Annotated in this window: 13 protein-coding genes; 4 read left to right on the top strand and 9 right to left on the bottom strand. The window is 70.6% G+C overall.

What is annotated here, in order from left to right; all coding sequences use genetic code 11:
• Window positions 1–150 precede the first annotated feature (150 nt).
• Window positions 151–1,008 (top strand): SPFH domain-containing protein, encoded by an 858-nt coding sequence (locus O7620_RS12655; RefSeq protein ID WP_151488391.1) that lies wholly within the window; start codon window positions 151–153, stop codon window positions 1,006–1,008.
• Window positions 1,009–1,020: 12 nt separating this feature from the next.
• Here O7620_RS12655 and O7620_RS12660 read toward each other — a convergent pair whose 3' ends face one another.
• The 7 genes from O7620_RS12660 to O7620_RS12690 form a co-directional block, all read right to left on the bottom strand.
• Window positions 1,021–2,289: an FAD-dependent monooxygenase gene (locus O7620_RS12660; protein WP_278123167.1), complete on the bottom strand. Its 1,269-nt coding sequence runs from the start codon at window positions 2,287–2,289 to the stop codon at window positions 1,021–1,023.
• The gene (locus tag O7620_RS12665; RefSeq protein WP_278123168.1) at window positions 2,282–2,845 is read right to left on the bottom strand and encodes a TetR/AcrR family transcriptional regulator; all 564 of its coding nucleotides are present in this window, start codon (window positions 2,843–2,845) and stop codon (window positions 2,282–2,284) included. The genes O7620_RS12660 and O7620_RS12665 overlap by 8 nt, the downstream gene beginning before the upstream one ends.
• 151 nt (window positions 2,846–2,996) lie before the next feature.
• Window positions 2,997–4,373 (bottom strand): permease prefix domain 1-containing protein, encoded by a 1,377-nt coding sequence (locus O7620_RS12670; protein ID WP_278123169.1) that lies wholly within the window; start codon window positions 4,371–4,373, stop codon window positions 2,997–2,999.
• A complete protein-coding gene (locus O7620_RS12675) occupies window positions 4,370–4,735 on the bottom strand; it encodes a PadR family transcriptional regulator (RefSeq protein ID WP_278123170.1) in 366 nt (121 codons plus the stop codon). The genes O7620_RS12670 and O7620_RS12675 overlap by 4 nt, the downstream gene beginning before the upstream one ends.
• Window positions 4,736–4,879: 144 nt before the next feature.
• Complete coding sequence (locus tag O7620_RS12680; protein WP_278123172.1) at window positions 4,880–6,073, bottom strand: zinc-binding dehydrogenase; 1,194 nt, start codon at window positions 6,071–6,073, stop codon at window positions 4,880–4,882.
• Entirely contained in the window at window positions 6,070–7,524 is a 1,455-nt protein-coding gene (locus O7620_RS12685; RefSeq protein ID WP_278123173.1) for an aldehyde dehydrogenase family protein, read from the bottom strand. Before O7620_RS12685 ends, O7620_RS12680 begins: the two co-directional genes overlap by 4 nt.
• Window positions 7,525–7,601: 77 nt before the next feature.
• Window positions 7,602–8,258: a TetR/AcrR family transcriptional regulator C-terminal domain-containing protein gene (locus O7620_RS12690; protein ID WP_278123174.1), complete on the bottom strand. Its 657-nt coding sequence runs from the start codon at window positions 8,256–8,258 to the stop codon at window positions 7,602–7,604.
• A gap of 97 nt (window positions 8,259–8,355) precedes the next feature.
• On the opposite strand from O7620_RS12690, the gene O7620_RS12695 reads away from it, so the two are divergent.
• Window positions 8,356–9,528, top strand: a complete 1,173-nt coding sequence (locus tag O7620_RS12695) for an acyl-CoA dehydrogenase family protein (protein ID WP_151488385.1) — start codon at window positions 8,356–8,358, stop codon at window positions 9,526–9,528.
• 7 nt (window positions 9,529–9,535) lie between these two features.
• Here the strand turns inward: O7620_RS12695 and O7620_RS12700 are convergent, their stop codons facing one another.
• On the bottom strand, window positions 9,536–10,573 hold the full coding sequence (locus O7620_RS12700; RefSeq protein WP_278123175.1) for an aminotransferase class V-fold PLP-dependent enzyme: 1,038 nt from the start codon (window positions 10,571–10,573) through the stop codon (window positions 9,536–9,538).
• Between the two features lie 152 nt (window positions 10,574–10,725).
• Here O7620_RS12700 and O7620_RS12705 point away from each other — a divergent pair, with 152 nt between their 5' ends.
• Window positions 10,726–10,863, top strand: coding sequence for a hypothetical protein (locus tag O7620_RS12705; protein ID WP_278123176.1), 138 nt, complete (start codon window positions 10,726–10,728; stop codon window positions 10,861–10,863).
• On the top strand, window positions 10,860–11,201 hold the full coding sequence (locus O7620_RS12710) for a hypothetical protein (protein ID WP_192580138.1): 342 nt from the start codon (window positions 10,860–10,862) through the stop codon (window positions 11,199–11,201). Before O7620_RS12705 ends, O7620_RS12710 begins: the two co-directional genes overlap by 4 nt.
• Here the strand turns inward: O7620_RS12710 and O7620_RS12715 are convergent.
• The gene (locus O7620_RS12715; RefSeq protein ID WP_278123177.1) at window positions 11,184–12,602 is read right to left on the bottom strand and encodes an FAD-dependent oxidoreductase; all 1,419 of its coding nucleotides are present in this window, start codon (window positions 12,600–12,602) and stop codon (window positions 11,184–11,186) included. The genes O7620_RS12710 and O7620_RS12715 overlap by 18 nt on opposite strands.
• Window positions 12,603–12,806 lie beyond the last annotated feature (204 nt).

Raw genomic sequence — 12,806 nt, forward strand, 5'->3', positions numbered from 1 at the left:
CCTACGGCCGGTCGCGCGAGTCGAGCCATGTCGATGCGATCCATATTCAGCCCGGTAAAGACGTGCGCGGCCACCACCTGTCGCCGGCGCGGACTTGACCGGACGCTCTACCTTGATGATCCAGACAGCCCGAGGAAAGGCCCCCAACCCATGCCCGTCGGCTTCACCATGGCGATCGTCTTCGCCGTCGCCCTGGTCGTCTGCGCCGTCCTCGCACTCGTCGCCCCCGCGCGGTCCCTGAAGCGGATCGGCGCCCTCGCGGCGCTCGGCTTCCTCGCCCTCACGCTGCTGGTCGGTGTCACCTCCAGCGCCCACTCCGTACCGATCCGCTCGGTGGGCATCGTGACCAGCTTCGGCAAGCCCACCGGCGAGGTGACCGGCTCGGGCCTGAAGTGGGTGGCCCCCTGGCAGAAGGTCGGCGAGTGGGACGCGGGCCGACAGAAGTACGACCACATCGGTGGCGACACCTGCGTACGGGTGCGCACCGGCACGCTCGCCGACGCGTGCGTCGAGGTGCTCATCGAGTGGCAGGTCAAGCCGGAGAACGCGCCGAAGCAGTTCATGGACTACAAGGGAGACTTCGACAGCTTCCGGGGCCAGCGGGTGGGCGTGCAACTGGACAGCGCGGTCAACGACGCCTTCGCCGCGTACAACCCCCTGGAGAAGATCGACGCGCAGACCGGCGACCTCAACGTCGACCTGAAACCGTTCGCCGCCAACATCAAGACCAGCGCGGAGACCCGGCTCGCCACCGACGTCGACATCCTCTCGGTGACCATCACCCGCGTGAACCACGACGACAAGACCGAGGGCAACATCAAGGCGTTCCAGGACAAGCTGGCGCAGACCCGCAACCTGGAGCAGGACCGCAAGAACGCCGAGATCTCCAAGCAGATCACCGAGACCAACGCGAAGGTCGACAAGGTGACCCGCTGCCTGGAGATCGCCGAGAAGAACGGGGCCAACCCGGGGCTCTGCATCAACCCCGGCATCGTCACCGGCAAGTGAGGCAAGCGCTCGTCAGGCGGAGCGCTCCCACCGGCGGGGCGCACTGATCTCGGCCCAGCTCGCGCCGAAGGTCATCCGGCGCAGCGGTGCCGCGATGCCGCAGAGGCTGAACCAGCCACGGGTCAGACCCACGGTCACCGGGTTGCTCGTCAGGCCCTGCCGCAGGGTCCTCATGGCCAGTTCGACGGCGTGGAATCCGTACTCGCGCATCTCGGTCTCGTAGTCGCCGATCGCGTCCAGCAGCGGCAGGTGCCCGCCGTCGGCCAGCGACAACTGGCGGGTGAGCAGGGCGGCGTCGCGCAGTGCGGTGTTGGCGCCGTTACCGCCGGCCGGTGGCATGCCGTGCACGGCGTCACCGAGCACGGTGACCCGCGAGGGCGCCCAGGGTGCGGGACGGTCGGACGCCTGGAACGGAAACGCGCTCACCTCGTGCGGTGGACACTCGTCGACCATCTGGCGTAGCGCGGGGTGCCAGTCCGTGATCAGCTCGGCGACGTACGCCTTCAGCCGTTGGCCGTCGAGGCGCTCCGGGCGCGAGGGGAACAGGTCGTTGCGGGCGACGAACGCGCACAGCAGATAGTCGTCCCCCGTCGGCTCCTGCCGTTCGAACACGGAGGTGAACAGGAAGTGCGGCGCACCGGTCAGGATGAGGTTCATGCCCTCCGCCAGCCGGGCGGGCAACCAGGCTCGGGTGTCGTCGTTCAGCGGCAACTTGAGCCCGACGCCCACCGCACCGGCATCCCGCTGGGTGGCGGCCGGCAGGTACTGCGCGCGTACCCGGGAATTGATCCCGTCGGCGCCGACCAGGACGTCGCCGCTGGCGGACGTTCCGTCGGTGAAGTGCGCGGTGGGGCGTCCGTCAGCGGCGAGCTCGTAGCGTTCGAACGCCTTGTCGTAGTGCACGGCGTCGTCGAGTCCGTCGAGGAGAACGCCACGCAGCGTCTGACGGTCAACCGGGTAGGCCCGCTCGGCGGGGTCGGGATCGGCGGGATACATGACCGCGTCCTCGACGAGGACGAGCGTGCGCAGGTCGGTGCCCAGGAATCCGAAACCGCCGCCGGGTCGGCCCGCGGTGTCCGTGAACGCCTGCCAGTGCCGGTCGGGCAGGCAGGCACGCAGCGACCGGCTCCCGGCCGGGTTGATGGCGAGCCGGTAACGGTCCACCCGCTCGTCGCGGCGCCGGTCACGCTCGTACACGGTGACGGCGATGCCGTGTCTCCGCAGACCCTGGGCGAGAGCGAGGCCGCCGATCCCACCGCCGACGATGAGCACGTCAATCATGGGTGGCTCCCTCTGGTGCGAAGAGATCGCACAGTTGGTTGACGACCGACTCGGCCCTGTCGGGACGCAGGCGAATGCCTTTGACGGTGGCGATCACCAGCTCGACGCTGGCAGCGACGTCGAGGCTCACCGACCAGACGTGCCGCGCGACGCCTTCGGTGAAGATCGCCGCGAGTGCGTCGCGCCACCCCTGTTCGTCGCGCTCGATGGCGAGCCCGGTGGACTCGTCACGTCGAGCGCGAAGATCGAGCTCGTCGAGCACGATGAACAGCTCGGGTCGTTCCGCGACGGCGGTGGCGATCTCGCTGAGGTGCTGCCGCAATCGGGCGGCGGGGTCCAGGTCGTTGTGTATCGTCGCCTCGAATTGTGTGGTCACGTGCTCGAGCACTGCGGCGATCAGGTCGGCCTTGGTGCGGAAGTAGTGGTGCAGGGTGGAGTGATCGATGCCGGCCGCGGCAGCGATCGGTCGCAGCCGGAACCCTTCGAAGCCACCCTCGGCGATCGCCGAAAATGCCGCTTGGACCAGCGCCTGTCGGCGGTCGAGCTGTTCAGTCATCCCCCACCATCCCCAACCAAGTGGTTGGTTGATAGTTCAGCATCGGTGCGACGAACTGTCAACCAGGTGGTTGATGAACCCCAATGTGGCAGCCAGCGCCGGCGCTCCCCGGTCCCGGGTCGGACGACCCGTGGACCGAGGAGCGCTACGCCTAGGCGTAGGTGAACAGTGGGGGAAAGACGAGAACCACGATCCAAGCCCACGCGGCGTACACCGGCAGGTAGCTGGTCTGCCACCGTTCGAGCGACGCGAACGGCGTACGCCGGCGGATGAAGGTCAGCAGGAGCCACGCCGACCAGGCGAGGTTGACGAGCAAAATGACGTTCTCGCCGAGCGCGGCCGCCCGGTTGGGCGTGCTGCCGTACTCGTCGGTGATACGCCCGGTGATCTCCAGCAGGACCAGCACGTCGATGGCCAACGCGCTGACCACGAGCGCGAGTTGGAGTTTGTCGAACGGGCCGGGCGGGGCCAGCGGATCGCGGGCCGAGAGCGAGTAAAGCAGCAGCCCCAGCACCACGACCAGCAGGACGTCGAACAGGATCAGCGCTTCGCGCTCGACGTCGATGCCGTGGCTGGTCCAGACGACGGCCACGAGGAACGCGACGAGGGCGGCCGTGAAGAGCGGGGTGAACAGGCGCGTGAGGACCGGCGCGATGTTCTCGACGACACTCTGCTTGGCTTCGACGAGCCACCCGGCCACGACGACCGCGGCCGCGGCGCCGCAGGGCAGGAGCCATTGCGAGATGAACTCCTCCGCATCGACGCCGATGGCGTCGAAGGTGTTGAACAGGAGCGCGGAGAGGACGCCGCCGCCGAGCCCCATGAGGACGACGTAGATGAACCATTCGCCGGTGAAGCGGATGAAGTCCATGCGACGACGGGAGGAGCGCCAGTCGTCGGCGACGTAGGCCAGACCGACCACGAGCCACAGGGCGATGGGAAGGTGGAGGCTGGTGACGACAATGGACTGCGAGTCGTCTGCCAGCGGGTAGACGTTGGCGGCCACGACGCCGAGAGCGAACAGCGCCGCCAACGTCGCGATCATCGGCCGTCGGGCTCCACGCCGCCAGGCCAGGAACGCCGCAAGCCAGGGCAGCGCGAACAGGGTGAAGTTCCGCGCGTAGAACGAGCCGTCGTCGTCGAAGGTCAGCCCGAACAGCGCTGGCACCTTGACGGACGCCACCGCGCCCGCCGCGCAGGCGAGCATGGCCCACAGGTCCCGCCGCGAGCGCGTGGCAGCGACCGGGTTATCCGCGTCCCCGGTCAGCACCAGTTGCTTCCATAGCCGTTCCGAATGCTCGCGGGCAAACTCGCGGGAGAGTTCGTCGAGGCTGCCCATCCTCTTGACCGCGACCAGGAAGGCCTCGTCCGGGCTCAGCCCTGCTGCGACGAGCTCGTCCACCGAGCCACGAAGGTGATCTTCGAGTTCGTCGGCGTCCGACGATTGCAGCTCCCTACGGCGAAGCACGTACTGGCGCCACTGCGCGAACTGCGCTTCCAATTCCTCGGGCCCGTCGTGCGCCGTCATGCCAGACCCTCCAGCGGGTTCACCGTCAGCGGCGCACGGTCATGCCAGATCTCCTTGAGCGCGCCCACGACGGTGGCCCACTGCCGGCGCTGCTCGGCCAGCTCAGCCCGGCCCGTGTCGGTGATGCGGTAGTACTTGCGCTTCCGCTCGCCGGCGACCGCCTGCCAGCTCGACTCCACGAGACCCAGGCGCTCGAGCCGGTGCAGCAATGGGTACAGCAGCCCTTCGGTCCAGCTCAGCTCACCCCCCGACAGCTCGTTGATCCGCCGGAGGATGGCGTAGCCGTAGCTCTCGCCCTCGGTCAGGATGCCGAGCACCATCGGTGTCGCCGAGGCGGCCACCAGATCCTTAGCGACCTTCATGGGGCCTCACCCCGCCCTAAACCCTAGAAGCATGATGCATAGTACTGCTAGGTATGCGAGGCCGCAACGGACTGATCACCCGGCCCCGGAGCGGAGCGGGACGTGCCGGCGAGCGCAACTCAGTCGATCGCGAACCTGTTCGACTCAGCTCAGGGTGACCACCCAGCGAGCGCCCTCACCCCGGGCCAGCCGGTCGAACGCCATGGGTGCCTCGTCCAACGAGATCGTGCCGCTGACCAGCACACGCAGATCCAGCACACCGTCGGACAGTTCGGCAGCCAGCGCCGGCACCTCCCGGTCCGGGTCGGACGAGCCGTACACCGAGGAGCGCAGCGTACGGGCGGAGTGGAAGATGTCGAGCGCGCCGAGGCTGACCATGTCGTCCTTCGCGCCCATGCCGACCACGATCACCGCTCCCCCGCGCCGGGTCAGCCGCCAGGCGGCGCGGATGGTGGCGGCGCGGCCGACGCACTCGAAGGCGTGGTCGACGCCCCGACCCTCGGTGCGCGCCCGGACCTCCTTGGAGAGCCGGTCGTCGGAGAGCAGGAAGTCGGTCGCGCCGGCGGCGAGGGCCAGCTCCCGTTTCGCCTCGGCGACGTCGATGGCCAGGATCGTCGTGGCACCGGCCCGACGGGCGGCGGTCAGCACGGCGAGGCCGACCCCACCGAGGCCGACGACCGCCACCGACTCGCCGGGCGCCACCCGTGCGGTGTTACGGACCGCGCCGACGCCGGTGAGCACCGCGCAGCCGAGCAGCGCGGCGCGCTCGGGCGGCAGCCCGGCGGGCACGGGGATGACGGCACGCTCGGGCACCACCACCGCCTCGGCGAGCGCGCCGAGGCCGAGGGTCAGGTGCAGCGGTACGCCGTCGTCGGTCTCGCCGCGCGGCACGGTCGGGGCCGTGGTGTCGGCGCAGAGCCACGGCTCGCCGCGTCGGCACCACCAGCAGGCCCGGCAGGCCGGCGCCCAGTTGAGCACCACCGGGGTGCCGACCGCCAGGCTGCTGCCGGGGCCGGTCTCGGCGATCACGCCGGTCGCCTCGTGCCCGAGCACCAACGGGAACCTCGCGGCGATGGTCCCGTTCACCATGGACAGATCCGAATGGCACACGCCGGCGGCGCGGATCGTCACCCGCACCTCGCCGGGACCGGGCGCGGGCAGGCGTACCCGCTCGACCCGCAACTCGGCACCGGACCCGCGCGCGACGAGCGCGCGGACGGTGACCGGCGCGGCCGCCGGCTCGATGCCGCCCCCCGGCTCGCTGTCGCCCGCCGGCACGGCCAGTGACAGCTCGGCGCGGCCCGCCGGCATGGCCCGGGACAGCTCGGGGCCGGTCATCGCTGGATCGCCTTCAGCTCGGAGAACTCGGCGAGGCCGTGCACCCCCAACTCGCGGCCGAGGCCGGACTGCTTGTAACCGCCGAACGGGGCGAGCGGGTTGAACGGTGCGCCGTTGATGTCGACGGCGCCGGTACGCAGCCGCCGCGCCACCGCGAGCGCCGCGTCGGTGTCGGCGGACCAGACCGCGCCGGCCAGCCCGTAGCGCGAGTTGTTGGCGATGGCGACCGCCTCGTCGGTGTCGGTGAACGGGAGGATGGCGAGCACCGGGCCGAACACCTCCTCCTGGGCGAGCGCGCTGTCCGGGTGCACGTCGGCGAAGACGGTCGGGGCGACGAAGTGGCCCCGGGCCGGCACGGGTGCGTCGGGGCCGCCGGTGACCAGCCGGGCGCCGTCGGCCAGGGCCCGGTCGATGTGGCCGCGGACCCGCTCGGCCTGGGCCGCCGAGACCAGCGGGCCGAGCCGGGTGGCCGGGTCGAACGGGTCGCCGAGCCGGTAGCCGGCCACCGCCGTGGCGATCAGGTCGAGCGCGTCGTCGTACCGGTCGCGGTGCACCAGCATCCGGGTCCACGCCGTGCAGGTCTGCCCGGAGTTGAGCAGGGCGTTGCCGACGCCCACCTTGACGGCGGTGGCCAGGTCGGCGTCGGGCAGGATCAGGTTGGCGGACTTGCCGCCCAGCTCCAGGGACACCCGGGCGATCCGGTCGGCGGCGAGACGCATGATCCGCGAGCCGGTGGCGGTGCTACCGGTGAACGAGACCAGGTCGACGTCGAGATGCCCGGCCAGGGCCTCGCCGACCACCGGCCCGGTGCCGGGGACCAGGTTGAGCACACCCGGTGGCAGGCCCGCCTCGGTGACCGCGTCGAAGAGCAGGTACGCGGTCAACGGGGTCAGCTCGCTGGGCTTGAGCACCACCGTGCAGCCGGCGGCCAGCGCGGGCGCGAGCTTCGCCATCACCTGGTGCAGCGGGTAGTTCCACGGGGTGATCGCGCCGACCACGCCGATCGGCTCGCGGACCACGAGGGAGTTGCCGATGCTCTCCTCGACCGCTGGGCGGGCGGCGAGCGTGACGTGGTCGCGCAGCACGGTCAGTGGCAGCCCGACCTGCACCCGGGTGGCGAGCTTCAGCGGGGCGCCCAGCTCAACGGCGATGGTGCGGGCGAGGTCGTCGGCCCGCGCGGCGAGCGCGGCGTGCAGCCGGTCGAGGTGCGCGGCGCGTTCGGCGGGCGCGGTGGCGGCCCAGGCCGGGAACGCGGCGCGGGCGGCCGCCACGGCACGGTCCACATCGGCTGCCGTGCCGGCGGGCACCTGCCCGATCAGCTCGCCGGTGCTCGGGGCTTCCACGTCGGTCACGTCGGTGCCGGCGGGAGAGGCCCACTCGCCGCCGATGTGCAGGTGGCGCCGGAGGCGCAGGGCGTCGGGCAGCTGCGACGGCGGGGCGGCGAGGTCCATGGCGTCCCTTCGGGGGTGGGGCGATGGCGACGGCGGGGTTGGCGGCGGCGGTGAAACTAGCGCTGGGAGTTTGGACGCTACCCGCTGGGCCGGCCGGACTCCACCGGGTCGACGGTGCGGGCGTACTCGGCGGCCAGTCCGTGCAGCAGGGCGTCCAGGCCGAGGGCGAAGGCGCCCTCGTCGACGCTCTGCTGGTGTTCGGCGAGCCGGTGCGCCTGACGCAGGTGCGGGTAGTGCGCCGCGTACAGCTCGGGGTCCTCGACGAAGCCGCGGGCGAACGAGCCGAGCGCCGACCCGGCCACGAAGTAGCGCAGTGCCGCGCCGATGTGGGTGGCCCGCGCGGGCGGCCAGCCGGCGCGGACGAGGCCGCCGTAGACCGCGTCGGCCATGGCGAGGGCGGCCGGTCGGCGACCGGGGCCCTGCGCCAGGTACGGCACGATGTTCGGGTGCGCGGTGAGCGCGCGCCGGTACGACCAGGCCCAGTCGCGCAGTGCCGCGACCCAGTCCCGGCCGACGAAGCCGCTGGTGTCGACGGCGCCGGTGACGGTGTCGGCGACCGCGTCGAGGATCTCGTCCTTGGTGGCGAAGTGGTTGTAGAGCGAGGGCCCCCGCACGCCCAGCTCGGCGGCGAGCCGGCGGGTGGAGAACGCCGGCATGCCCTCGGCGTCGATGAGCGCGGTGGCGGTCTCGACGATGAGCTGCCGGGTGAGCCGGGGCTGACGGGGTCGGGGCACTGCGCTCCTCGCGGTCGCGGCGGCCGGGTCTGGACGCGGCAAAACTTACACCGCTAGTTTAAGGGTGACCGGGAGTGCCGACGCCAGGAGGACCACCGTGGACTTTTCGCTCACCGACGAGGAGCGGGCGGTACGGGACACCGTCCGGTCGTTCATCAGCCGCGAGGTGATGCCGCTGGAGGCGGAGGTGCTCCGCCGGGAACGGGCGCACCAGCCCGGCCTGGACCACTCCGAGCTGCGCGAGCTGCAACTCAAGGCCCGCAAGTTCGGCTTCTGGGGCCTGGCCACCCCCGAGGAGTACGGCGGCATGAACCTGCCGGCCGTCCTCCAGTCGTTGATCTGGACGGAGCTGGGCCGCACGTTCGTGCCGTTCCGCTTCGGCGGCGAGGCGGACAACATCCTGTTCCACGCCACCGAGGAGCAGAAGCGGGAGTTCCTGATCCCGACGATCGAGGGTGAGCGGCGTTCCTGCTTCGCCATCACCGAACCGGGCGCCGGGTCGGACGCGGCGAACATCCGGCTGTCGGCCCGGCGCGACGGCGACGACTGGGTCCTCGACGGTGAGAAGACCTTCATCACCGGCGGCCACGATGCCGACTTCGCCATCGTGGTGGCGGTGACCGACCGGGAGAAGGGCGCCCGCAACGGCGGCGCCACCGCGTTCCTGGTGGACCGGGCGATGGGCTGGCGCTCGGAGTTCATCCAGACCATGGGCGAGGGCGGGCCCGCGTCGCTCATCTTCGAGGGGGTACGCGTGCCGCACCGCAACATCCTCGGCGAGATCGGGCAGGGCTTCACCCTCGGCATGGAGTGGATCGGCAAGGGCCGCTACACCATCCCGTCACACGCCATCGGCATCGCCGAGCGGGTGCTGCAGATGGCGATCGACTACGCCAACACCCGGGAGACCTTCGGCGCGAAGATCGGCACCAACCAGGCCATCCAGTGGATGATCGCCGACTCGGAGACCGAACTGGAGGCGGCGCGCTGGCTGGTGCTGCGCTCTGCGTGGACGGTCGATCAGGGCCTGGACCCCCGGCACGCCTCGTCGATGGGCAAGCTCTACGGCGCCGGGATGGTCAACCGGGTGGTCGACCGGGTGCTCCAGATCCACGGCGGCATGGGCTACACCCGCGAGCTGCCCATCGAACGCTGGTATCGGCAGGTCCGGCTGTACCGGATCTTCGAGGGCACCGACGAGATGCAGCGCCTGATCATCTCTCGGGACCTGCTGCGCGGGTACACGAAGATCGGCGGTCACCTGGCCTGAGCCGGGGTCACCCCGTCAGCGCCTCCAGTGCGGCGTCCACGTCCGCCTCAGTGGAGTAGAGGTGGAACGAGGCGCGGACCCGGCCGGCCCGGACCGCCGCCCGGATGCCGGCCGCCGCGAGGCGCTGCTCGGCGTCCGGCACGTCGACGGTGACGATGGCGCTGTCCCCCGCCGGCCGACCCAGGCCGGTCAGGAACCGGTTGGCCAACGCCACGTCGTGCGCCTGGACCGCCGGCACGCCGATCTCGGCGACCAACTCCATGGCCGGGGCCGCGCCCACCCAACTGAACCAGGCCGGCGAGATGTCGAACCGGCGGGCATCCTCGGCCAACCGCAACGGCAGGCCGTAGTAGGAGGCGTGCGGGTCCTGGCCGGCGAACCAGCCGGCCGCGTCCGGACGCAGATGCTCGCGCAGCGCGGGGGCGAGATAGGCGTACGCGGTGCCGCGCGGGTTCATCAGCCACTTGTAGCCGCCCACGGCCACCACGTCGGCCCGGCCGCCGTCGAACGGCAGCCACCCGCACGCCTGGGTCGCGTCCACCACCACCAGCGCGTCGTGCGCGCGGGCTGCGGCCACGATCTCGTCGTACCCGGCGACGGATCCGTCGGACGACTGCACCAGGCTGAACGCGACCACGTCCGTGTCGGCGTCGACGGCGTCGGCCAGCCGGTCCGCCGGCACGGTGCGGACGGTCACCCCCCGCTCCTGCTGCACCAACCACGGGAACAGGTTCGAGGTGAACTCGACCTCCGGAACGACCACGGTGGCGCCGGCCGGCAGCGACGCCGCCACCGGCGCGAGCATCTGGGAGACCGTCGCCCCGACCGCCACATCGACGTCGGGCACCCCGATCAGGCCGGCGAACGCGGTACGGGCCCGCTGCACCGAGTCGCCCCAGCCCTCCCAGGAGGTGCTGCCGACACGCCACTGGGCGAGGGAGTCCTGCAACGCCGTCCAGGCCGGCTTGGGCGGCAACCCGTAAGAGGCGGTGTTCAACCAGCCGGGCTCCGGCTTCCACAACTGCTGCGCCTGTGCGATCTCCATGCCACCGACGCTATGCCTGGTCAGCGCAGGTCAGCCACGGCCAATCGGCGGTCGGCGGCCTGCCAGCGGGTCTTCCCGGTCGCGGCCCGGAGGCAGCGAGGCCGCCCCGGTCGGTGATACCGACTGTGCACAAGGGACTACGCTGCTTCGGCGTGGACGACGGCGCGCTTGTCAAGGCCAGGCACCGCACAGCTGCCGCTACCAACGGGCATGTCAAGCTCGGCGGCCTCGACCTTACCAGCGGCGATCTTGCCGAGCTGCTGTGCGAGAGTCCGGCTCGGCTCGCGTGAGTGCCCTCGACCTGTCCGACAACAACCTGGACACCCTGCCAGACACCGTCATTGCCTGGACCTCGCTCAGATCCCTCGACCTGAATGACAACAGGCTCAGCGCGTTACCGGACGCCGTCGCCGCCTGGACCTCCCTCACCGCGCTGGGCCGACCACAACTGCCCGGGGTGTCCCGCAGCAGGGCCGTCGGACGGGTCGACGAAGACCATCCGCCTGCCGGCCAGGTCGAAGTCGCGCCCGGGTGTGGGGCCGCGGCCACGCACGCGCCGCAGCCCCTCAGGGGCACCCTGCCCGACCAGGACGCGAGGTTCGGCGGATGGTCAGGGGATCACCGGTGATGGCGGCAACGTGCCCAGCCGGCGGCGGTTCGCTGAGAGCGGAGACAGCTTGGCGGCCACCCGGATAGCGGTGACGAGGGCGCTCTCCTGGCTGTCCACGTCGAGAACGTGACTGCCAGCGAACCAGAGCCCATCGCGGCCGTTGCTGTCGTGCAGCACGGACTGCGCCCGGATGAAGTCCGGCGTGATCACGGGGTGGCGGAAGGTCGTCTCCGCCAGCAGTTGCGTCGGCTCCTGCCGGCGGTTGAGCGCCCAACTCTTGTAGAGGGTGACGTCGCCGCGCAGTTGCTGGTAGGCGATCGACGCCTCTGCGTAGTCGCCGTCGCGCAGGATGTTGAACGACGACCAGTCCGCGGACGCGGCCGGCATGTAGATGGGGTCCCGGTGCACGGCGATACGCGCCGGCATGTACCCGAAGCGACGGTAGGCCCGAACGAGCGGATCGGCACCGGGTAGCTGAGCGACAAGCGTCGCCGCCGGCTCCGGTGGCAGCGCCAGCACCACGTGCTCCGCGACGTACACCCGACCCACCGCATCGACGACCCGGTACAGCCCGCCGTCCCGACCGAGCCCCACGGCCGCCGAGTTGGTCAGCGCGGTCACGGTGGTGAACTCACCGGCGAGCGCCGCGATGACGGCTTGCAGACCGTCCCGTGCGTTGACGTACTCCGTCCGTTGCTCGGCACCGTCGCCGACAAGCGGGCGGACCCCGAGCGCCAACGCGGCGCGCGCCGAGAAGGCCTTGACCTGGGTGATCGACGCGCCATTCAAGGACGCCACAAACGGATAAACAAGGTTCTGTTTCAGAGTTTCATCGATGGCCAATGCCTCGACGAAGTCGGCGACGGTGGTATCCCAGTCTTGGCGGGTTTCCAGGTCCATTGCCCCGGCCATGACCACGCCGATGGCCTGCAGCCCGGGCAGGTAGGGCAGCACGTCGGTGATCGGACGCCCGGCCCAGGGTGAGACCATGACCGGGGTGGGCACCCCATACTGCGCGACGGTGTTGTACAAGGCGTTCGGTACGGTCGGCAACTGCAGAACCGACGTCACGAGTTTGTGATAGATCGGGTGTGAGGCTGGCCCGAAGAACTGCGCGCCGAGATCGACGGCCACCTGACGGCCGTCGACGTCGAGCTGGACGGTGGCGTTGTGACCACCCAGCGTGGACGCCGCCTCCAGCAGCGTCACATTGCAGTTCCCATCCATCAGCCAGGCGGCGGCGACCCCGGCGATCCCACCGCCGATCACCACGACCCGCGTCCCGGCACGGCCGGGCAAGGCGGCTTCGGCGACCCCGGGCCGCCCAGCAGCGCCCAACAGCGCCGCCGCCGCACCGGCACCCGCCGACGCGAGAACACCCCGCCTCGAAAGCTGCGGTGAACTGCGGTATTTGGTCATCTACCGATCTCCCCTTCTGGCAAGACTAGGAATCAGGAGTCGAGCGCCGCGGAATACCGAGTGCGGCCCGCAGCAATGCAGGGGAATTATTCGATTCGTGGATGCCGCCTGTCAACAGTTCCCTCAATCATGGCCGGAAACCCGCATTCCAGCTGGGAATAAACTAAAAATAAAGTAGCTGCTCTACAATGGACTATGCTTCGG

Source organism: Micromonospora sp. WMMD710 (assembly GCF_029626045.1).
Lineage (GTDB): Bacteria > Actinomycetota > Actinomycetes > Mycobacteriales > Micromonosporaceae > Micromonospora.